The organism is Streptomyces sp. NBC_01429 (assembly GCF_036231945.1).
In the GTDB taxonomy this organism is placed as follows: Bacteria; Actinomycetota; Actinomycetes; order Streptomycetales; family Streptomycetaceae; genus Streptomyces.
Map to the genome: position 1 here is coordinate 468381 of NZ_CP109599.1, position 20228 is coordinate 488608.

Annotated in this window: 20 protein-coding genes; 17 read left to right on the forward strand and 3 right to left on the reverse strand. The window is 71.6% G+C overall.

The window, feature by feature from the left end; genetic code table 11:
* Window positions 1-71: 71 nt before the first annotated feature.
* Window positions 72-1568, forward strand: a complete 1497-nt coding sequence (locus OG627_RS02135) for a ricin-type beta-trefoil lectin domain protein (protein ID WP_329060807.1) — start codon at window positions 72-74, stop codon at window positions 1566-1568.
* Window positions 1569-1599: 31 nt separating this feature from the next.
* On the opposite strand, the gene hypB is transcribed toward OG627_RS02135, so the two are convergent.
* The gene (hypB, locus tag OG627_RS02140; RefSeq protein ID WP_329060809.1) at window positions 1600-2454 is read right to left on the reverse strand and encodes a hydrogenase nickel incorporation protein HypB; all 855 of its coding nucleotides are present in this window, start codon (window positions 2452-2454) and stop codon (window positions 1600-1602) included.
* A gap of 4 nt (window positions 2455-2458) precedes the next feature.
* Window positions 2459-2788: a hydrogenase maturation nickel metallochaperone HypA/HybF gene (locus tag OG627_RS02145; RefSeq protein ID WP_329060811.1), complete on the reverse strand. Its 330-nt coding sequence runs from the start codon at window positions 2786-2788 to the stop codon at window positions 2459-2461.
* 174 nt (window positions 2789-2962) lie between these two features.
* Here OG627_RS02145 and OG627_RS02150 point away from each other — a divergent pair, with 174 nt between their 5' ends.
* From OG627_RS02150 to OG627_RS02205, 13 genes are read left to right on the forward strand one after another with little or no spacing between them, the layout of a single operon-like run.
* Window positions 2963-4018, forward strand: coding sequence for a hydrogenase expression protein HypE (locus OG627_RS02150; protein WP_329060813.1), 1056 nt, complete (start codon window positions 2963-2965; stop codon window positions 4016-4018).
* A 34-nt stretch (window positions 4019-4052) separates the two neighbouring features.
* The gene (locus OG627_RS02155) at window positions 4053-5825 is read left to right on the forward strand and encodes a nickel-dependent hydrogenase large subunit (RefSeq protein ID WP_329060815.1); all 1773 of its coding nucleotides are present in this window, start codon (window positions 4053-4055) and stop codon (window positions 5823-5825) included.
* A 1-nt stretch (window position 5826) separates the two neighbouring features.
* Window positions 5827-6807: a NifU family protein gene (locus tag OG627_RS02160; RefSeq protein WP_329060817.1), complete on the forward strand. Its 981-nt coding sequence runs from the start codon at window positions 5827-5829 to the stop codon at window positions 6805-6807.
* Window positions 6804-7541, forward strand: coding sequence for a DUF5947 family protein (locus tag OG627_RS02165; RefSeq protein ID WP_329060818.1), 738 nt, complete (start codon window positions 6804-6806; stop codon window positions 7539-7541). The genes OG627_RS02160 and OG627_RS02165 overlap by 4 nt, the downstream gene beginning before the upstream one ends.
* On the forward strand, window positions 7538-8233 hold the full coding sequence (locus tag OG627_RS02170; RefSeq protein ID WP_329060821.1) for a DUF6084 family protein: 696 nt from the start codon (window positions 7538-7540) through the stop codon (window positions 8231-8233). Before OG627_RS02165 ends, OG627_RS02170 begins: the two co-directional genes overlap by 4 nt.
* A complete protein-coding gene (locus OG627_RS02175) occupies window positions 8230-9693 on the forward strand; it encodes a hypothetical protein (RefSeq protein WP_329060823.1) in 1464 nt (487 codons plus the stop codon). Before OG627_RS02170 ends, OG627_RS02175 begins: the two co-directional genes overlap by 4 nt.
* The gene (locus OG627_RS35420) at window positions 9690-9809 is read left to right on the forward strand and encodes a DUF6893 family small protein (RefSeq protein WP_443073410.1); all 120 of its coding nucleotides are present in this window, start codon (window positions 9690-9692) and stop codon (window positions 9807-9809) included. Before OG627_RS02175 ends, OG627_RS35420 begins: the two co-directional genes overlap by 4 nt.
* Window positions 9806-10363, forward strand: a complete 558-nt coding sequence (locus OG627_RS02180) for a hydrogenase maturation protease (RefSeq protein ID WP_329060825.1) — start codon at window positions 9806-9808, stop codon at window positions 10361-10363. The genes OG627_RS35420 and OG627_RS02180 overlap by 4 nt, the downstream gene beginning before the upstream one ends.
* A gap of 2 nt (window positions 10364-10365) precedes the next feature.
* Window positions 10366-12957: a carbamoyltransferase HypF gene (gene hypF / locus OG627_RS02185; RefSeq protein WP_329060827.1), complete on the forward strand. Its 2592-nt coding sequence runs from the start codon at window positions 10366-10368 to the stop codon at window positions 12955-12957.
* Between the two features lie 47 nt (window positions 12958-13004).
* Window positions 13005-13301, forward strand: a complete 297-nt coding sequence (locus OG627_RS02190; RefSeq protein ID WP_329060829.1) for a HypC/HybG/HupF family hydrogenase formation chaperone — start codon at window positions 13005-13007, stop codon at window positions 13299-13301.
* Window positions 13298-14401 (forward strand): hydrogenase formation protein HypD, encoded by a 1104-nt coding sequence (gene hypD, locus OG627_RS02195; RefSeq protein WP_329060831.1) that lies wholly within the window; start codon window positions 13298-13300, stop codon window positions 14399-14401. Before OG627_RS02190 ends, hypD begins: the two co-directional genes overlap by 4 nt.
* Window positions 14402-14415: 14 nt before the next feature.
* Window positions 14416-15507: a hydrogenase expression/formation protein HypE gene (hypE, locus tag OG627_RS02200; protein WP_329072289.1), complete on the forward strand. Its 1092-nt coding sequence runs from the start codon at window positions 14416-14418 to the stop codon at window positions 15505-15507.
* On the forward strand, window positions 15508-16269 hold the full coding sequence (locus tag OG627_RS02205) for a DUF6390 family protein (RefSeq protein ID WP_329060833.1): 762 nt from the start codon (window positions 15508-15510) through the stop codon (window positions 16267-16269).
* Between the two features lie 21 nt (window positions 16270-16290).
* Here OG627_RS02205 and aztA read toward each other — a convergent pair whose 3' ends face one another.
* Window positions 16291-17025 (reverse strand): zinc ABC transporter ATP-binding protein AztA, encoded by a 735-nt coding sequence (aztA, locus tag OG627_RS02210; RefSeq protein ID WP_329060835.1) that lies wholly within the window; start codon window positions 17023-17025, stop codon window positions 16291-16293.
* Between the two features lie 59 nt (window positions 17026-17084).
* On the opposite strand from aztA, the gene aztB reads away from it, so the two are divergent.
* From aztB to aztC, 3 genes are read left to right on the forward strand one after another with little or no spacing between them, the layout of a single operon-like run.
* Window positions 17085-17966 (forward strand): zinc ABC transporter permease AztB, encoded by an 882-nt coding sequence (gene aztB, locus OG627_RS02215; protein ID WP_329060837.1) that lies wholly within the window; start codon window positions 17085-17087, stop codon window positions 17964-17966.
* Entirely contained in the window at window positions 17963-19225 is a 1263-nt protein-coding gene (locus OG627_RS02220; protein WP_329060838.1) for a hypothetical protein, read from the forward strand. The genes aztB and OG627_RS02220 overlap by 4 nt, the downstream gene beginning before the upstream one ends.
* On the forward strand, window positions 19222-20223 hold the full coding sequence (gene aztC, locus OG627_RS02225; RefSeq protein WP_329060840.1) for a zinc ABC transporter substrate-binding protein AztC: 1002 nt from the start codon (window positions 19222-19224) through the stop codon (window positions 20221-20223). Before OG627_RS02220 ends, aztC begins: the two co-directional genes overlap by 4 nt.
* Window positions 20224-20228: the final 5 nt, after the last annotated feature.

Here is a 20228-nt window from a genome sequence, read left to right on the forward strand (position 1 = left end):
GGACTGCCCGGCAGCGCCCGTCCGGCGCCCCGTGGACGGGGCCGCCGAGGCCGGGAGGAGGGGACGGTTCCATGGGTCACCGACGTACCGGAGACAGGGCCCGCCCGGGGTACCGGGCGGCAGTCGCGGCCGGCGCGCTGACGCTGTGCGTCCTCGCGGGGGTGTCCTGCTCACCCGGGGAGCGGGACACCCCCGCCACGAGGACGGAGGCGGGCGCGAAGGCGGAGGCGGCGGCCGCCGCGAGCGCGCGGCCTGCCGGGTGCCGACGCACCCTGGTGGGCGTCGCACACCCCGACGACGACCTCTACTTCATCGACCCGGAGATCCGCGCGACCATCCGGGCAGGATGCCCGGTCACCACCGTGTATCTCACGGCGGGCGACGGCGGGAAGAGGCCGCGGCGGGTCGCGCTCGACTACGTCGAGAAGAGGGAGCAGGGCGTGCGCGCGGCGTACGCGGCGCTGGCCGGCGCGCCCGACCGCTGGACCGAGGGCACGGTACGGGTCGACGGCCGCGCCATCAGATCGTTCACCCTCGACCGGTCCTCGGGGCCCACCGTGCGGCTGGTGTTCCTGGGCCTGCACGACGGACTCCCCAAGGGACAGGGCGAGGAGAGCATGCTCAAGCTGTTCCGGGGGACCCGCGAACGCATCCCGCTCTTCGGGAGCCGGGAGACCTTCACCGGCGAACAGCTCGTGCGGACCCTGTCCGACCTGGCCCGGCAGGACAAGGCGCAGCGGATCCTCACACTCGACCACGACAACGCCTCCTTCGCCTACGGTCTGAGCGGCCGGGTCGACCACAGCGACCACGGCATCGGGGCGCGGTACTTCAGGCGGGCGGGATACGTCGCCGGGATCCCCGTCTCCGCCTACCTCGGCTACACGATGTCGTCGCTGCGGGCCAACCTCCCCGAGGCGCAGGTGCCCCCGAAGGAGACGGCGGTCAGGCGGTACATCGCCGGGGCCGAGTGCCGCTACCGGAGCAGCTGCGCCACCGAGGGTGTCTACAAGGGGCACCTCCCGCCCGACTCCGCGAAGTGGATTCACCGGCAGTACGGGCAGACACACCGCGCGCCCCGGCCGGGCGAGATCATGGCGGACATCGGGAGGACCACCGCGTTCAGCGGCCGGAGTCCCGAGCAGTGCCTCGAAGCGGTGAGCGCGGAGGCGAAGGACGGCGCCGTCCGGATCAACGGCTGCGACGGGACCCGCGCGCAGCGGTGGGACATCAGGAGCGACGGCACGATCCGCTCGCTCCTCCACGAGAACCACTGTCTGACCGAGCTGTCCAAGGGCGCGGGGCTGGCCCGCTGTTCCCCGTCGCACGCCGAACAGCGGTGGACGCACCGGCCGTGGAAGAGCGCCACGTGGAAGCGCGCGGCGTGGCGCATCGCGGGCAACGGGAACAAGTGCCTCTACCAGGACGACCGTCCGCTGCCGCCGCGCTGGGAGGCGCGCACGGAGCAGCATCCCCGGCTCGGTCTCATCGGCTGTGACGAGCAGATTCAGCCCGGGCTCTACTGGACCCGGCACGGCGCGCCCCGCCCGGCGCCGAGCGGCGGCTGAGCCGCCCGCGCCGGCGGGCTGCCGCTCGGACTCAGGCGCCGGGGAACACCCCGGCCGGGCGCTCGGCCACCCAGTCGTACCAGGCCCGCATGCCCTCGCCGGTGGTCGCGGAAACGGTCAGCACCCGTACGTCCGGGTTGACGGAACGGGCGTACTTCTCGCACCGCTCGACGTCGAAGTCGACGTACGGGAGCAGGTCGATCTTGTTGATGATCACGAGGTCCGCGGCGGCGAACATGTACGGGTACTTGAGCGGCTTGTCCGTTCCCTCGGTGACCGAGATGATCACGGTCCGGCTGCGCTCGCCGAGGTCGAAGAGGGCGGGGCAGACGAGATTGCCCACGTTCTCGACCAGGACCAGCGACCCGTCCGGCGGCTCCAGGGTGGTGAGCGCGCCGCGCACCATCTCCGCGTCGAGGTGGCACCCGGCGCCGGTGTTGACCTGGACGACGGCGCCGCCGGCCCGTCCGATCCGCTCGGCGTCGAGCATCGTCTCCTGGTCGCCCTCGATGACCGCCACCGGGCGGTGGCCGGCGAAGTCCCTGATGGTGCGCTCCAGGAGGGTGGTCTTGCCGGCGCCGGGCGAACTCATCAGGTTCACCAGCACGATGTCCCGCGCGGCGAGCCAGGCGCGGTTGCGGGCGGCCAGGTCCTCGTTCTTGCCGAGGACCTTCTGTTCGAGAGTGAGCGTCTCGCCGCCCGCGGCCGTGCCGTCCAGGGCCGGCGAGCGGTCCCATCGGTGCTCGTGGGCATGGCCGGGGTGGTGAGCGTCGCCGTCACCGTCGTGGACCTGGCCGTGGTCGTGCGGATGTCCGTGCGGGACGGCGATCCTCGTCCCGCCGCCGCCCGTACCGCTCCCGTCGTCACAACCGCAAGTACCGCACATGTGGTCAGCCCACTCTCATCGAGACGATCTGCAACTCCCGCCCCGACGTGATCTCCACGTCGGCGCTGCCGCACGGACAAAGCAATACAAGATCGGTCAGGCCGAAGTCCGTCTCACACGCCCGGCAGTGCGCTGTTCCCGGCGGCTGGTCGATCTCCAGCAGCGCGCCTTCGGCGACCGTGCCCGCGGTGGTCAGATCGAAGCAGAACCGCATCGAGTCGGGTACCACGGCCGTCAGTATTCCCACCCGGATTCTGACGGCCCGCACAGGTCGTCCGGCAGCGCGCTCGCACACCGCGTCGACCACGCTCTGAGTAATTGATAATTCATGCATTTACTGTCGGCTCTCCCGTACTCACCCATGTGGTCCCGGCCGTCCGAGGGGAAAACGACCGCCGCGCGGAAAACTCGTGTTGACAGAAATTCCCGGCGGATTCTAGATGGTAGCAATGCGAGTGACACCCCACTCACTGGTATCGGGCGGTTCGATCCCGAAAGGCAGCGGACTATGCCGACAGAAGCAGCGATAAAAGCGGAGAACACTCTCATCCATGTGCTGTGGATCAACGCCGGACTGAGCTGTGACGGAGATTCCGTCGCGCTCACCGCGGCGACCCAGCCCAGCATCGAGGAGATCGCGCTCGGCGCCCTGCCCGGCCTGCCGCGGATCGCCATGCACTGGCCGCTGATCGACTTCGAGTGCGGCCCGAACGGCGGGGCCGACGACTTCCTCGAATGGTTCTTCAAGGCGGACCGGGGCGAGCTGGACCCGTTCGTCCTGGTCGTCGAGGGCTCGATCCCCAACGAGAAGCTCCACGACGAGGGGTACTGGTCGGGCTTCGGCAACGACCCGGCGACCGGGCAGCCGATGACCACCAGCGAGTGGCTGGACCGGCTGACCCCCAAGGCCACCGCGGTCGTCGCGGTCGGCACCTGCGCCACGTACGGCGGCATCCACGCCATGGCGGGCAACCCGACCGGCGCCATGGGCGTGCCGGACTATCTGGGCTGGGACTGGAAGTCCAAGGCCGGAATCCCGATCGTGTGCGTCCCGGGCTGCCCCATCCAGCCGGACAACCTGTCGGAGACCCTCACCTACCTGCTCTACATGGCCACCGACCAGGCCCCGATGATCCCTCTCGACGAGGAGCTGCGCCCCACCTGGCTGTTCGGCCAGACGGTGCACGAGGGGTGCGACCGGGCCGGCTATTACGAGCAGGGCGACTTCGCGACGGAGTACGGCTCGCCCAAGTGCATCGTCAAACTGGGCTGCTGGGGACCGACCGTGAAATGCAATGTGCCCAAGCGCGGCTGGATGAACGGCATCGGCGGCTGCCCGAATGTCGGCGGAATCTGCATCGGCTGCACGATGCCCGGATTCCCCGACAAATTCATGCCGTTCATGGACGAGCCGCCGGGCGGAAAGCTCTCCACGAACGCCGTCGGGCTGTACGGATCGACGATGCGGCGCCTTCGCCACATCACCACGCACACCCTCGACCGCGAACCCAAATGGCGTAAGCGCGGCAAGCAGCTGACCAGTGGCGCCACCCGCACCTGGTAACGCATCGACCGGACCGGAAAGAAGAGGCGGCCTCATGACGACGACGAGCCAGGGAAAAGACGAACTGGTCGAGATGGCGTGGGATCCCATCACCCGTATCGTCGGGAGTCTGGGCATCTACACGAAGATCGACTTCAAGCAGAAAGTCGTCGCAGAGTGCCACAGCACCAGCTCGATCTTCCGCGGCTACTCGGTCTTCATGAAGGGCAAGGACCCGCGCGACGCCCACTTCATCACCAGCCGGATCTGCGGAATCTGCGGTGACAACCACGCCACCTGCTCCTGCTACGCGCAGAACATGGCGTACGGCGTGAAGCCGCCGCACATCGGCGAGTGGATCGTGAACCTCGGCGAGGCCGCCGAGTACATGTTCGACCACAACATCTTCCAGGAGAACCTGGTCGGGGTCGACTACTGCGAGAAGATGGTCGCCGAGACCAATCCCGGCGTCCTCGAACAGGCCAATCGCACCCCTTCGCCGCACGCGGACGCCCACGGCTACCGGACCATCGGCGACATCATGCGCTCGCTGAACCCGTTCACCGGCGAGTTCTACCGCGAGGCCCTCCAGGTCAGCCGGCTCACCCGGGAGATGTTCTGCCTGATGGAGGGGCGGCACGTCCACCCCTCCACGCTCTACCCCGGCGGGGTGGGCACGGTGGCCACCATCCAGCTCATGACGGACTACATCACCCGTCTCCAGCGCTATGTGGAGTTCATGAAGAAGGTCGTGCCCATGCACGACGACCTCTTCGACTTCTTCTACGAGGCGCTGCCCGGCTACGAGCAGGTCGGCAACCGCCGCATCCTGCTGGGGTGCTGGGGCTCCTTCCAGGACCCGGAGCACTGCAACTTCGCGTACAAGGACATGACCGACTGGGGCCGGAAGATGTACGTCACCCCCGGCATCGTCGTGGACGGCAAGCTCGTCACCACCGACCTGGTCAAGATCAACCTGGGCATCCGGATCCTGCTCGGCTCGTCGTACTACAACGACTGGGACGAGCAGGAGACCTTCGTGACCCACGACCCGCTCGGCAACCCGGTCGACCGGCGGCACCCGTGGAACCAGCACACCAACCCCAAGCCGCAGAAGCGGGATCTGGACGACAAGTACAGCTGGGTGATGTCGCCGCGCTGGTTCGACGGCAAGGACTACCTGGCGCTCGACACCGGCGGCGGGCCGCTCGCCCGGCTGTGGACCACCGCGCTGGCGGGTCTGGTCGACATCGGCTACATCAAGGCCACCGGCAACAGCGTGAAGATCAACCTCCCGAAGACCGCCACCAAGGGCCCGGTCGAGCTGGAGTGGCACGTCCCGCGCTGGAGCAACACCATCGAGCGCAACCGGGCGCGCAGCTACTTCCAGGCGTACGCCGCGGCCTGCGCGCTGCACTTCGCCGAGAAGGCGCTGGTGGAGATCCGGGCCGGCCGGACCAAGACCTGGGAGAAGTTCGAGGTGCCGGAGGAGGGTGTCGGCTGCGGATTCACCGAGGCCGTACGCGGCGTGCTCTCGCACCACATGGTGATCAGGGACGGCAAGATCGCCAACTACCATCCGTACCCGCCCACTCCGTGGAACGCGAGCCCGCGCGACACCTACGGGACACCCGGGCCCTACGAGGACGCGGTGCAGGGCCAGCCGATCTTCGAGGAGAACGACCGGGAGAACTTCAAGGGCATCGACATCATGCGGACGGTGCGCAGCTTCGATCCCTGTCTGCCCTGCGGTGTGCACATGTATCTCGGTGAGGGCAAGAAGCTGGAGCTGCTGCACTCGCCCACGCAGTCCGCGGGCAGTGAATGACATGACGGAGTCACAGACGCGTGAGCCCGCGGAGTCCGAGACCTGGCGGGCCACCGGGGAGCGGATCGACACCCCGATCACCGCGAGCGCGGCGGGCGGCGCGCTGGCGCGCGAACGCAGCGAGGAACTGGTCAGGCTCGTCACCGACTTCTACGGCGCGGGACTGGAACGGCTGCTCGATCTCGTCCACGAGCGCGGGGTGCTGGACGACACACTGCTGGCCGCCCTCGCCGGCGACGATCTGGTCGCCAGTGTGCTGCTGGTGCACGGGCTGCATCCGTACGGTGTGGAGACACGGGTCGAGCACGCGCTGGCGAGCGTACGGCCGTATCTCGGCTCGCACGGCGGTGATGTGGAGCTGCTCGGGATCACCGAGGACGGGGTGGTGCGGCTGCGGCTGCTGGGCAGCTGCGACGGCTGCCCGTCCTCCTCCGCCACCCTCGCCCTCGCGGTACGGGGCGCGGTCGAGGCGGCGGCGCCGGAGGTCACCGCGATCGAGGTGGAGGCCGCGGCGGAGACGGCCGGGGCGCCGGGGCCGCTGGTGCCGGTGGACGCGCTGTTCGCCCGGCTGCACGAGCCGCACGGGACGGCGACGACCGGTGCCGATGGCAGCGAGCCGGGGGCGGCCTGGCAGCCGGTGCCGGCCCTGCTCGGTCTGGAGCCGGGCGGGGTCGAACGGCTGACCGCCGGCGGGTTCCCCGTGGTGGCCTGCCGGATCGGCGCCGAGCTGTTCGTCTTCCACGACCGGTGCGCCCGGTGCGAGGGGCCGATGAAGGGCGCGACGCTGGCCCGGCGGCTGGGCGGCGGTTCGGCGGACGGGGTGCTGCGGTGCTCCACCTGCCGCGCGCACTACGACGTACGGCGGGCGGGCGCCTGTCTCGACGCCGACGCGGGCGCCGCGCATCTGGACCCGCTGCCCGTGCTGGCGGACGGCGCCTCGGTCTCGGTCGCCGTACCGTCCGCGCCGGTGGTCGCGACATGAGCGCGCCGGCGGGCCGCTCCCCCGTCGCGGCGCTGCTGCGGGTCACCCGCAACCGGCCGGCGCCGGTGGCCGGGGAGCGCTGCGAGATGTGCGCCGCCCCGGTCGGCGGGGAGCACCAGCACGTGGTGAATCTGGAGAGCCGCAGCCTGATGTGCTGCTGCCGCGCCTGCTATCTGCTGTTCACGGACGACGGGGCGCGGCTGCGTTACCGCTCGGTGCCCGACCGGTATCTGGCCTTCGACGGGCTCGCGCTCGACGCGCGGCGCTGGGACGAGCTGGAGATCCCGGTGGGACTGGCCTTCCTGTTCCGCAACTCCGTCCAGGACCGTACCGTCGCGTTCTACCCGGGCCCGGCCGGGGCGACGGAGTCGGAGCTGCCGCTCGACGCCTGGACCGCGCTCGTGACGGCCGCCCCCGAACTGGCGGTGGTACGGGCCGATGTGGAGGCGCTGCTCGTCCGCCGTACGGAAGGCAACGGGCGCGAGGCCGTGACCTCGTGTCATCTGGTGCCGATCGACGCCTGTTACGAGCTGGTCGGCCGGCTGCGCACGCTGTGGCGCGGCTTCGACGGCGGCCGGGAGGCGCACGCGGCGATGGACGCGTTCTTCGAGCAGGTCAGGGCGCGCGGCAAACCGGCCCGCGCCGAGCGGCCCGAGCCGGATCAGGAGCCCGGGCAGCTGCCCGAGCCGGAGCCGGCGGGCGCGCGGGCGGCGCACCCGGACGGTGCCTCATGAACGGCCCCGTGGCGGCGGAGGGCCCGCTGTTCTCCGTTCGCGACATCGTCGCCGAGCCGTACACCGCGGCCCCGCAGCTCACCGCGCGGCTGCGGATCGAGGACGGGTCCGGCGAGCGGGTACACGCGATCGTGCTGCGCTGCCAGGTCCGTATCGAACCGCAGCGACGGCGCTACGACCGGGCCGAACAGGAGGGTCTGCGGGGGCTGTTCGGGGAGCGGGAGCGGTGGCAGGACACACTGCGGCCGTTCCTGTGGATGCAGTGCAACACGACGGTGCAGGGGTTCACCGGCGCCACCGAGGTGGACCTCGCGCTGCCGTGCACCTACGACTTCGACGTGGTCGGCTCCCGCTATCTGCACGCGCTCGGGGAGGACGGGACGGTGCCGGTCAGTCTGCTCTTCTCGGGCACCGTCTTCACCAGGGGCGGTGGCCGCGCGGGCTTCGGGGTGCGGCAGGTGCCCTGGGACCGCGAGGCGCGCCACGAACTGCCGGTCGCGGTGTGGCGGCAGCTGATGGCGTTCCACTACCCGAACTCGGGCTGGATCAGGCTGGATCACGACGTCCTCACGCGTTTCGCCGGGTTCCGCGAACGGCACGGGCTGATCAGCTGGGACGAGACGGTGGGGACCTTACTGGCGGGCGCGGAGACCGGTGCCGCGGCCGGGGATCTCGATGGGGTGGTCCAGTGACCCGGGCGGCAGCGGTGGGGCTCGACCATGTGCGGGAGATCGCCGACGCGGTGCTGTACGAGGGCTATTTGCTCTATCCGTACCGCGCCGGCTCCGCCAAGAACCGCTCCCGCTGGCAGTTCGGCGTACTCGGTCCGCCCTCGGCGGCGCCCGCGAGCTTCGCGGAGGAGCCGGGCATGGCGACGCAGTGCCTGCTCTCGGTGCCCGCGGAGGCGGCCGGTACGGCGGAGGTGGAGGTACGGCTGCGTTTCCTCCAGCACCAGGTGCGCGAGGTGCGGCGGTGCGAGGAGGACGGCCGCCACACCGCGGTCGGTGAACTCACCGTGGACGGCGTGGCGTTCCTGAGCTGGGACGAAGCGGTCGAGCGGGAGATCGACCTGGCGCCGGTCCCGCTGACGGGTCCGACCGATCAGCACCGCACGGTCCCCGGCGGCGAGGAGACCGAGCACCTCACGGACGCGCGGGGGGTGACGGTCGGCAGTGTCGTACGGCGCCGGGAGCCCCTGGCCGTACGGATCCGTACCCGTACGGAGCGGGACGGCGGATTCCTGCGCCTGACGGTCGCGGTGGACAACGAGCACCCGGGGACCGCCGCCGACAAGGACGCGGCGATCCGCGCCTCGCTGATCGGCACCCACGTGATCCTCCGGGCGCACGGCGCCGCGTTCGTCTCCCTGCGCGAGCCCCCGGACGAGGCGGCCCCGGCGGCGGCGCGCTGCGAACAGCGCAGGTGCTGGCCGGTGCTGGCCGGTGCGAAGGGCTCCACGGACACGGTGATCGGCGCGCCGATCATTCTCTACGACCACCCGGAGATCGCCGAGCAGAGCGCGGGCGACCTGTTCGACTCCACCGAGATCGACGAGATCCTGACGCTGCGGGTGATGACGATGACCGACCGGGAGAAGGCGGAGGCGCGGGCCACCGATCCCCGCGCCCGGGAGATCATCGACCGCTGCGACGCGATGGCGCCGGAAGAGCTGCGGCGGCTGCACGGCCTCCTCCGGGATCCGCACGCCCCGGCCGCGCCCTCGGGCCCGGTGGACACGGTGGATCCGGCCGGTGATCCGCGGGACGCCGCTCCCGCCGCCTTCGACACCGGCGGGGCCCCCTGGTGGGACCCGGCGGCCGACGCCTCCGTGTCGCCGGGGTCCGACTCCGTCGTGATCGACGGGGTCCCCGTCGCCAAGGGCAGTCTCGTACGCGTCCACCCGGCGCGCCGCGCCGACGCGCAGGACCTGTTCTTCGCGGGCCAGGTGGCGCGGGTGACGGCCGTGCTCTCGGACGTGGACGGTGGCGTGCACGTCGCTCTCGTACTCGTCGACGACCCGGCGGCCGATCTGCACGACTGGTACGGCCGCTACTTCTACTTCGCCCCCGACGAGCTGGAACCGCTGCCGTCCGACGGCGGCGGCCAGGACATCCCCGACGCACCGGAGTTCCGGAAGGAGAACCCATCGTGAGATCCCTCGGACTGATCACCACAGGTGTGGCCGCCGCGCTGGCGGCCGTCGCCGTCGCCGTCGGCGTGCGGTCGATCCCCGACATTCGCAGGTACCTGAGAATGCGCTCCATGTGAGCGCGCGGCGCGAGCGGGAGAGCGTGCTCGTCGCGGGCATCGGCAATCTCTTCCTCGGCGACGACGGCTTCGGCCCGGAGGTCGTACGGCGGCTCACCACCGGTCCCGGTGAGCCGCTCCCGGCCGGTGTCCGGGTCGTCGACTACGGCATCCGGGGCATGCACCTCGCGTACGACCTGCTCGACGGGTACGACGCGCTGGTGCTGGTGGACGCCTACCCGGGCGGCGGGCCGCCCGGTGAGCTGACGGTGCTGGAGGTCGGCCCGGACGACCTCGGTAAGGGTGAATTCGACGCACATGGCATGAATCCCGTCGCGGTGCTGGCAAATCTGGATCATCTGGGCGGTACTCTGCCGCTGACCCACCTCGTGGGCTGCACCCCCGCCGGTGTCGAGGAAGGCATCGGTCTCAGCGCGGCGGTCGCCGCGGCGGTTCCCGAAGCGGTGGCGGCGGTGCGCGCGCTGCTCCACCGGCTGCCGGCAGCCGCGGCCGCGTCGTCCCAGGAGCCCGACCCCGTTCCCCTGACCGCGCCCGACCCGCCCCGGAGGACCTGATCATGTGTCTCGGCATTCCCGGGCGCGTCGTGGAGATCGTCGCGGGGTACGCGGACCAGCTCGCCCTGGTCGATGTGGAGGGCGCCAGGCGCCGGATCAACATCGGCATGCTCGACGCGCCCCCGGCCGCCGGTGACTGGGTGCTGCTCCACATGGGCTTCGCGATGGAGATCATCGACGAGGCGAAGGCGGCCGAGGCGCTGTCGGGGCTGGAGATGATGGGCAGCGGCGTCCGTGAGGAGGAGCAGGCGCAGGACGCTCCCGGGGAGCACCGGGTCCGCCGCCGCTTCGAGGTGCGCGGCGTCGTCCAGGGCGTCGGGTTCCGCCCGTTCGTGTATGTCACCGCCGCCGAACTCGCCCTGACCGGTTCGGTCGCCAACACCGCCGCCGGGGTGATCGCCGAGGTGGAGGGCGATACGGAGGCGGTGACGGAGTTCGGCCGTCGGCTGCGCTCCGGGCCTCCCCCACTGGCGGTCGTGGAATCCGTCACGGAGACGGACCAACCACCGTGTGGCGGCACCGGGTTCACCATCGAGGAGTCCACCGGGGGCGACCGGGCCCGCACCCTGGTCTCCCCCGATGTCGCGACCTGCCAGGACTGTCTGGCCGAGCTGCGCGACCCGGGCGACCGGCGCCACCGTCACCCCTTCATCACCTGCACCCACTGCGGCCCCCGGTTCACGATCGTCACCGGTCTGCCCTACGACCGCGCGGCGACCACCATGGCGGCGTTCGCGATGTGCGAGGAGTGCCGGACGGAGTACCTCGACCCGCTCGACCGCCGCTTCCACGCCCAGCCGATCGCCTGCCACGCCTGCGGTCCCCGGCTCGAACTGGTCGCCGAGGACGGCGCGGCGCCACTGCACGGTGATGCGGCGCTGCGCGCCGCGCGGCGGTTGCTCGCGGCGGGCCGGATCGTCGCGGTGAAGGGACTGGGCGGCTACCACCTGGCCTGTGACGCCCGCGACGAGGCCGCCGTCGCCCGGCTGCGGCGGCGCAAGGGCCGGGGCGGCAAGCCCTTCGCCGTCATGGTGGCGGACCTCGGCGCGGCCGAGGAGCTGGTGACGATGACGGAGGACGAGCGGGCGCTGCTCGCGGGGGCGCGAAAGCCGATCGTGCTGCTGGCCCGCCGTACCCCCGCCCCCGGCAGGGACGTCGCGGACGCCGTGGCGCCCGGGAGCCCGGATCTCGGGCTGATGCTCCCGTACACGCCGCTGCACGTGCTGCTCTTCGGCCTCGGCGACGACGCCCCGGGGCCCGACGCGCTCGTGATGACCTCCGGCAACCGCTCCGGCGAGCCGATCGTCACCGACGACGCGAGGGCGCTGACCGCACTCGCCCCGCTGGCCGATGCCTGGCTGCGGCACGACCGGACGATCCAGGTGCCGTGCGACGACTCGGTGAGCCGGTTCGTCGCGGGCGCCGAACTGCCCGTGCGCAGATCGCGCGGGTACGCGCCGCTGCCCCTCGCGCTGCCCTTCGAGATCCCGCCGCTGCTGGCGGCGGGCGCCGATCTGAAGAACACCTGCGCGCTGGGCGAGGGCGGCTACGCCTGGGTCAGCCAGCACATCGGCGACCTGGACGACCTGTCCACGGTCGAGGCGCTGACCCGCACGGCGGACCATCTCTCGCTGCTGACCGGCGTCGCCCCCGAGCAGCTGGTGGCCGACCGGCACCCGGGCTACCGCTCCGGCACCTGGGCCCGGACCCACGCCAGGGGCCGGGCCGTGCGCACCGTGCAGCACCACCACGCGCACATCGCCTCCGTGATGGGCGAGCACGGCCTGGGTCCCGGCGAGAGCGTCATCGGCTTCGCCTTCGACGGCACCGGACACGGCGCCGACGGGGCGGTGTGGGGCGGCGAGGTGCTGATCGCGGGCTACAAGTCGTACCAGCGGGCGGCGCACCTGGCGTACGTGCCGCTGGCCGGCGGCGACGCGAGCGTGCTGCGGCCGTACCGGATGGCGCTCGCGCATCTGCGGGCCGCCGGTGTCGGCTGGGCCGAGGAGCTGCCCCCGGTGGCGGCCTGCCCGACGGCCGAACGCGACGTGCTGGCGCACCAGTTCGCGACGGATTTCGGCTGCGTCCCGACGTCCAGCATGGGCCGCCTCTTCGACGCGGTGGCGTCGCTGGCGGGCGTACGGCACGAGGTGGCGTACGAGGCGGAGGCGGCGATCGAGCTGGAGGGCCTGGCCCGGGCGGCGCCGCCGGAGCCCGCCGGAAACGCCTACGCCTTCACCTTCGCCGTACGGGACGGTGCGGGCGCCGGCGAGCCGGTGCTCGCCGACCCGGGGCCGGTGATCCGCGCGGTGGCCGCCGACGTACGGGCGGGCGTCGCGCCGGAGCTGATCGCGGCGCGCTTCCACACGGCCGCCGCCCGCCTCACCGCGGACCTCGCCGAGATGTGCCGCGAGCGCACCGGGCTCGGCGTGGTGGCGCTGAGCGGCGGGGTCTTCCAGAACGCGGTCCTGCTCGAAGCGACACATCGCGCCTTGACGGAACGGGACTTCACCGTCCTGCGCCCCCGCCTGCTGCCGCCCAACGACGGCGGCCTCGCCTTCGGACAGTTGCTGATCGCGGCGGCCGGCGGCTGACACCCGAGACCGAGAGCCACTCACGACCCGCAGAGAAGGAAGGCACCATGTGTCTGGCAGTCCCGGGGCGCGTCCTGCGCACCGCCGAGGTCGACGGCGCCGTGATGGCGGAGGTCGACTTCGGGGGCGTACGCAAGGAGGTCTGCCTCCAGTACGTCCCCGACGCGGCGGTCGGTGAATACGTCGTCGTCCATGTCGGCTTCGCCATCCAGCGGCTCGACGAGGCATCGGCCCGGGAGACCCTGGCCAACTTCGAGAGGCTCGGAATCCTGGAGGAGGAGTTCGGGGACGGCTTCGAACTGGCCGCCAGGCAGCGGGACTCGGTGGAAGGAACGGACCTGTGAAGTACCTGGACGAATTCAGCGACCCCCAGCTGGCCGAGCGGCTGCTCGACCAGATCCACGCGGCCACCACCCGCCCGATGGCGATGATGGAGGTCTGCGGCGGTCAGACCCACTCGATCATCCGGCACGGCATCGACCAACTTCTCCCGGACCAGATCGAGTTGATTCACGGTCCCGGCTGCCCGGTCTGTGTGACGCCGCTGGAGATCATCGACCGGGCGCTGGCCATCGCCGCGCGTCCCGGTGTCATCTTCTGCTCGTTCGGCGACATGCTGCGGGTGCCGGGCAGCGGGCAGGACCTGTTCTCCGTGAAGAGCGCGGGCGGTGACGTACGGGTCGTGTACTCGCCGCTCGACGCGCTGAAACTGGCCCGCGAGAACCCGGACAAGGAGGTCGTCTTCTTCGGTATCGGCTTCGAGACGACCGCCCCGGCCAACGCCATGACGGTCCATCAGGCACGCCGTCTCGGGGTGCGCAACTTCTCGCTGCTCGTCTCGCACGTCCTCGTGCCGCCCGCGATCGCGGCCATCATGGAGTCCCCCACCTGCCGGGTCCAGGCGTTCCTGGCCGCCGGGCATGTGTGCAGTGTGATGGGGACCGCGCAGTACCCGGCACTGGCGGAGCGGTACCGGGTCCCCATCGTCATCACCGGTTTCGAGCCGCTCGACATCCTGGAGGGCGTCCGCAGGACCGTTCTCCAGCTCGAAGAGGGCCGCCACGAGGTGGAGAACGCCTACCCGCGGGCCGTGCGCGCCGAGGGGAACCTGCCCGCCATGGACATGCTGCGGGATGTCTTCGAGGTCACCGACCGGACCTGGCGCGGCATCGGGATGATCCCGCTCAGCGGATGGCGACTGGCGGAGAAGTACAGCGAGTTCGACGCCGAGCGCCGGTTCGACGTGGCGGCGATCTGTACGGCCGAGTCGTCGCTGTGCCGGTCGGGCGAGGTCCTCCAGGGGCTGATCAAGCCGCACGCGTGCGGCGCGTTCGGCAAGGAGTGCACACCGAGGAATCCGCTGGGCGCCACGATGGTGTCCACCGAGGGGGCGTGCGCCGCGTATTACGCGTACCGCCGACTGGAACTGGTCGATGCGAAGTGACTGATGTGACAGAGATGACCGGGACGACGGCTCTCCCCTCCGCGCAGGGCGCCGAGCTGGACTTCGAGAGCTGGGTCTGCCCCGTACCGCTGCGCGAGACCCCGACGGTGGTGATGGGCCACGGCGGCGGCGGTGCGATGTCGGCCGAGCTGGTCGAGCACCTCTTCCTCCCGGCGTACGGCTCGGCGGCCGCGTCCGAACTGGGCGACTCCGCGGTGCTCACCGTCGGCGCGGGCGCCCGGCTCGCCTTCTCCACGGACTCGTTCGTGGTGAAGCCGATGTTCTTCCCCGGCGGCTCCACCGGCGACCTGGCGGTGAACGGTACGGTGAACGACCTGGCGATGTCGGGCGCCGTACCGCTCTACCTGTCCTGCGCGTTCATCCTCCAGGAGGGGACGGCGCTCAGCGACCTCGGCCGGATCGCCCAGGACATGGGCGCGGCGGCGCGGGCGGCGGGGGTCCGGCTGGTCACCGGTGACACCAAGGTCGTCGACAGCGGCAGTGGTGACGGTGTGTACGTCAACACCTCGGGGATCGGTGTGATCCCCGACGGCGTCGACATCGGCCCGCGTCGCGCGCGGCCCGGTGACGCCGTGCTGATCAGCGGCGACATCGGAGTGCACGGCGTGGCGGTGATGAGCTGCCGGGAGGGCCTGCAGTTCGGTACGACGGTGGAGAGCGACACCGCGCCCCTGCACGGACTGGTCGGCGCGATGATCGCGACCGGCGCCGATGTACACGTCCTGCGCGATCCCACGCGCGGAGGTGTGGCGGCCTCGCTCAACGAGATCGCCACCGCCTCCGGGGTCGGTGTCGAGCTGATCGAGCGGGAGCTGCCCGTACCGGACACCGTGCGGGACGCGTGCAGCCTGCTGGGGCTCGACCCGCTCCAGGTGGCGAACGAGGGCAAGCTGATCGCCATCGTGCCGGCCGACGATGCCGAGCGCGTCCTCGCCGCTATGACGGGCCATCCGCTGGGGCGCGGGGCGCGCCGGATCGGCACGTGTGTGCCGGAGCATCCGGGCATGGTGGTCGCCAGGACCGGTCTGGGCGGCTCCCGGGTGGTCGGCCTGCCGGTCGGGGAACAGCTGCCGAGGATCTGCTGAATGAGCGAGCGCGGCGCGATCCTCTTCGCGCGGTACGCCTATCCGCCCAACGAACTCGGCTACTGCGGCCCCGCCGACGCCTCCGCCCTGCTCCGCGCGGAGGCGACGGCGGGGATCGAGCGCAGCGCCCGGCGGTTCGAGGGCGCCTGGTGCTATCTCGAACTGCTCGCCGAGAGCGCGGGCATCCCCGACCCCCTGGACGAGCGGGTGGTGGAGGCGTACTGGATCGGCAACGAACTCCTCGACCTGACCGACCCCGCCGCCCTGCTGGCCCGGATGCGGGACCGCTTCCGGGGCCAGCGGGGCGGCACCTGGCGCGAGGCGTCCGGCCGGGCGCTGGCACACCACAGCTTCCAGGTCTTCGACGTGTACCCCTGGGCCGGCCTGCTGCGGGTCTCGGCCCATCCGACGGCGCTCTCGGTCCTCGACCGGTGCCGTATCCGTACGGGCGTGGTCCGTTCGGTGCACGGCGAGTCGGCCACCGTCGAGTCCCGGGCCCTGCGCTGGACGGGCACCCACCTGGTCCCCGGTCCACCGCGCCGGGAGTCCGTACGCTGGTCGCGGGGCGGCCGGTCCCTGATCCCGGGTGTCGCCCCCGGCGACCTGGTGGCGCTGCACTGGGACTGGGTGTGCGATGTCATCACCCGGTCCCAGGCGGCACGCATCGAATCGACGGAGGCCCGCCAGCTCAGGGCGCAGGGGCTGGCTCCGCGCGAAGCGTCCGGCGAAGCCGCCGTCGGGACCGCTGCGCCAACGGGCTGATACGGGTCGCACCGCCCGGTCTCACGACGGTCCGCTCGGGGATGCCTCGGCGCTCGTCAGCCGCTCGGCGGGCCGGCCGCCCAGCACCGTGTCCGGTGTCCCCGCGTCGCAGAGGGCTCCCTCGCGCAGCAGCAGGACGTGTCCCGCCGTCGCGGCCGTGTCCAGGTCGTGGGTCGCCTGGACGACCGTGACACCGTCCGCCGTGACCTCGGCGAGTACGTCGGCGATCAGACGCCGGGCCGTCGCGTCCAGGCCCGTGGTGGGTTCGTCGAGCAGCAGAAGGTCCGCGTCCTGGGCCAAGCCCTGGGCCACCAGGGCGCGTTGGCGCTGCCCACCGGACAGCTCGCCCAGTTGGCGGTGGGCCAGGGCGGCGATGCCGAGTCGCTCCATGCACTCCTCGACCACCGCCCGGTCACCGCGTGAGAGGCGCCTGCGCCATCCGAGGTGCCCCCACCTCCCCATCGCCACGGCGTCCCGCACGGTGAGCGGCAGCGTGTCGGCCGCCCTGCTGCGCTGCACCACGAACGCCGGGCGGCGGGCGGTCCTGTGCGTCACCGTTCCACCGGTCACGGGGATCACACCGGCCAGCACGCCGAGCAGCGTGGACTTGCCCGAGCCGTTCGGGCCGACCACGGCGGTGGTGGTGAACGCCGGTATCTCCACGGTGAGCCGCTGGAGCACCGCACGGCCGGCATAACCGGCCGACACCTCTTGGAGCACCACCTGTTCATGGAGCACCACCTGTTCGCGGATCACGCGACCGCCTCCCAGCCTCTTGTTGTATTGATAATCATTTTCATTATAAGGTCCGGTGCATGGAATGGCTGACGGGCCCCTTCGAGGTGGCTTTTGTGCAACGAGCCCTGTGGAGCGGCATGCTCGTGTCGCTGATCTGCGCCCTCGCCGGCACCTGGGTGGTGTTGCGCGGTATGGCGTTCTTCGGCGACGCCATGTCCCACGGCATGCTTCCCGGTATCGCGCTGGCCTCGCTCCTCGGGGCGAATCTGCTGGTGGGCGCGGCGGTGAGCGCGGCGGTCATGGCGCTGGGCGTCAGTGTGGTCGGCCGGTCACCACGGCTGTCGCAGGACACCAGCATCGGGCTGCTGTTCGTGGGAATGCTGTCGCTGGGCGTGATCATCGTCTCCCGCTCCCAGTCGTTCGCCGTCGACCTGACCGGGTTCCTCTTCGGTGAGGTGCTCGCCGTGCGCCCGGTCGATCTGGCCTACCTCGGGCTCGCGGCGTGTGTCGCGCTGGCGGTGTGTGTGCGGGGACACCGGTCGTTCGTCGCCCTGGCCTTCGACGAGCGCAAGGCGCACACACTGGGGCTGCGGCCGCGGGTCGCGCACACGGCGCTGCTCTGCCTGCTCACCCTGGCGATCGTCGCGTCCTTCCATGTCGTGGGCACCCTGCTGGTGTTCGGCCTGCTGATCGCGCCCCCGGCGGCCGTGCTGCCGTGGGCCCGCCGTATCCCGGTGATCATGACCGGCGCCGCCTGTCTGGGGATGAGCGCGACTTTCCTCGGGCTGCTGCTCTCCTGGCACCTCCACACGGCCGCGGGGGCGACCATCGCCGCGACCGCGCTCCTTCAGTTCGCGCTCTCCACTCTGGCGGCCGGTCTGCGCGACCGGCTGGCACGTTCCATCACACTCGCACCCGGCACCGACCGCCCGCACCTGGAATACGGACACCCCTCATGACACTCACAACGCCCGCCGCGTCCCGCGCACTTGGCGGAATCCGCACCGCGACGGTGCTGTCCTGCGCCGTTCTCGTCGGCTGCGCGCTGCTGACCGGATGCCAGCGCGGAGACGGCGGCGGCAGCGGCGACCGGCCGGACCCGAAGGCGCGGTCGAGCGACGCGCCCGTCCCCCACGGTTACGTCGAGGGAGCCGAGGAGACCTCGGAGCAGCAGTCCCGGCTGGTACTGGCGGACGCGGGGACCGGCGCGGTCGGGGTGCTGGACCTGATCGGCGGAGAAGTCACGCCGCTGAAGCGGGCCGAGGGCGTTCAAGGGCTGCGCGCCGACGGCAGATTCGCCTACCTCACCGCCGCCGGCGCGACCCGCGTCCTCGACAGCGGCGCCTGGACGGTGGACCACGGCGACCACGTGCACTACTACCGGACCGGAATCCGCGACGTGGGCGCGATCGAAGCGACGGCCCCCGCCCATGTCCACGGCGACCCGGCCCTGACCGCGCTCTCCTCCGGGACGGGCACCGCCCTGCTGCTGGACCGCGAGAAGTTGGAGAGCGGCAGCGCGGGCCGCGGCCGGGCCCTGGCCGGTGCGGGCCGGGGAGCGGTCGTCCCGTACCGGGAACATCTGCTGGTCGCCTCGGCGGGAGCCGAACGCGCCACCGTACGGATCCTGAGCAGGGACGGTACGGACGTGGCGACACTCGGCGAACCGTGTGCGGCGGCCGGCGGCGCGGCCGTGACCCGCCGGGGCGTGGTCTTCGGATGCTCCGACGGAGCCTTGCTGGTCACCGAGGAGAAGGGCGCCTTCAGCGCGGAGAAGATCTCCTACGGCACCCGGGTGAGCGCCTCGGAGCGTGCCGTGGATCTGCGCCACCGCGCGGGCAGCACCACCCTCGTGGCCACCTCGGGCGACGACGCCGTCTGGATCCTCGACGTCACCGACCGCACCTGGACCCGGGTGGAGACGGGCCCGGTCGTCGCCGTCAACACCGCGGGCGAGGGCGCTCCCCTGCTCGCGCTCGGCGAGGACGGCGCCCTCAGCGCGTACGACACCGGCACCGGCGAGCGCACGGCCCGCGTGCCACTGCTCTCCGCGAAGGGAGCCGCGTCCGCCGTCATCGAGGTCGACACCAGCCGGGCGTACGTCAATGACGCCGCCGCGCGCAAGGTCTACGAGATCGACTACAACGACCGGCTCCGGCTCGCCCGTACCTTCCCGCTCGGCTTCGCGCCCACGTACATGGTGGAGACCGGACGATGACGAACCCTCACCGATCCGGCCCGCGCCGATCCGCCCTTCACCGATCCGCCCCGCACCGGTCCACGCCGGGCCGGTCCGTCCCCGCCCGGTCGTATCTGCTGCCGGTGCTCTGCGTGCTGCTCCTCCTGGGGGTGAGCGGCTGCGCCGGGCAGGACCGCGGCCGCCCCCGTGTGGTGGTCACCACGAACATCCTCGGTGACATCACCCGCAACATCGTCGGCGACGAGGCCGAAGTGACGGTGCTGATGCGTCCCCACGCCGATCCGCACTCCTTCGGCATCTCCGCGCCCCAGGCCGCGTCCATCGAGCGGGCCGACCTCGTCGTGTACAACGGGCTCGGCCTGGAGGAGAACGTCCTGCGGCCGGTGGAGGCGGCGCGGGCGGCGGGCGTCGCCACCCTGGCGGTGGCCGAGGGGGTCGACCCGCTCGGGTACGGGTCGGGCGAGAGCGCCGACACCCTGGACCCGCACTTCTGGACCGACCCCGAGCGGGTCGCCAAGGCCGTGGATCTCATCGCCGGACAGGTCGTCGAACAGGTCGCGGGAGTCGACGCGGCGGCCATCGGCAGGAACGCGGCGGAGTACTCCGCGAAGATCGACGAGCTGACCGGCTGGATGCGCGAGGAGTTCGACCGCATACCGCCGGAGAAACGCCGGCTGGTGACCAATCACCATGTCTTCGGCTATCTGGCGCAGCGCTTCGGATTCCGGATCGTCGGCGCCGTGATCCCGAGCGGCACCACCCTGGCCTCACCGAGCGCGTCGGATCTCAAATCCCTGGCCGACGCCATCGAGAAGGCGGGCGTCCGGGCGGTCTTCGCCGACGCCTCGCAGCCGGACCGGCTGGCCCAGGTGCTCGGACGCGAGAGCGGCATCGACGTGGAGATCGTGCCGCTGTTCTCGGAATCCCTCACCGCCGAAGGCGAAGGAGCCGCCACCTATCTGGAAATGATGCGCGCCAACACCGCGTCCATCACCGCCGGTCTCAGCACCGCATGACACCG

Excerpts from the sequence above, each read along its gene's own strand:
- OG627_RS02135 (WP_329060807.1), top strand. The coding sequence starts at position 72 with ATGGGTCACCGACGTACCGGAGACAGGGCCCGCCCGGGGTACCGGGCG.
- hypB (WP_329060809.1), bottom strand. The coding sequence starts at position 2,454 with ATGTGCGGTACTTGCGGTTGTGACGACGGGAGCGGTACGGGCGGCGGC.
- OG627_RS02145 (WP_329060811.1), bottom strand. The coding sequence starts at position 2,788 with ATGCATGAATTATCAATTACTCAGAGCGTGGTCGACGCGGTGTGCGAG.
- OG627_RS02150 (WP_329060813.1), top strand. The coding sequence starts at position 2,963 with ATGCCGACAGAAGCAGCGATAAAAGCGGAGAACACTCTCATCCATGTG.
- OG627_RS02155 (WP_329060815.1), top strand. The coding sequence starts at position 4,053 with ATGACGACGACGAGCCAGGGAAAAGACGAACTGGTCGAGATGGCGTGG.
- OG627_RS02160 (WP_329060817.1), top strand. The coding sequence starts at position 5,827 with ATGACGGAGTCACAGACGCGTGAGCCCGCGGAGTCCGAGACCTGGCGG.
- OG627_RS02165 (WP_329060818.1), top strand. The coding sequence starts at position 6,804 with ATGAGCGCGCCGGCGGGCCGCTCCCCCGTCGCGGCGCTGCTGCGGGTC.
- OG627_RS02170 (WP_329060821.1), top strand. The coding sequence starts at position 7,538 with ATGAACGGCCCCGTGGCGGCGGAGGGCCCGCTGTTCTCCGTTCGCGAC.
- hypF (WP_329060827.1), top strand. The coding sequence starts at position 10,366 with ATGTGTCTCGGCATTCCCGGGCGCGTCGTGGAGATCGTCGCGGGGTAC.
- OG627_RS02190 (WP_329060829.1), top strand. The coding sequence starts at position 13,005 with ATGTGTCTGGCAGTCCCGGGGCGCGTCCTGCGCACCGCCGAGGTCGAC.
- hypE (WP_329072289.1), top strand. The coding sequence starts at position 14,416 with ATGACCGGGACGACGGCTCTCCCCTCCGCGCAGGGCGCCGAGCTGGAC.
- OG627_RS02205 (WP_329060833.1), top strand. The coding sequence starts at position 15,508 with ATGAGCGAGCGCGGCGCGATCCTCTTCGCGCGGTACGCCTATCCGCCC.
- aztB (WP_329060837.1), top strand. The coding sequence starts at position 17,085 with ATGGAATGGCTGACGGGCCCCTTCGAGGTGGCTTTTGTGCAACGAGCC.
- OG627_RS02220 (WP_329060838.1), top strand. The coding sequence starts at position 17,963 with ATGACACTCACAACGCCCGCCGCGTCCCGCGCACTTGGCGGAATCCGC.
- aztC (WP_329060840.1), top strand. The coding sequence starts at position 19,222 with ATGACGAACCCTCACCGATCCGGCCCGCGCCGATCCGCCCTTCACCGA.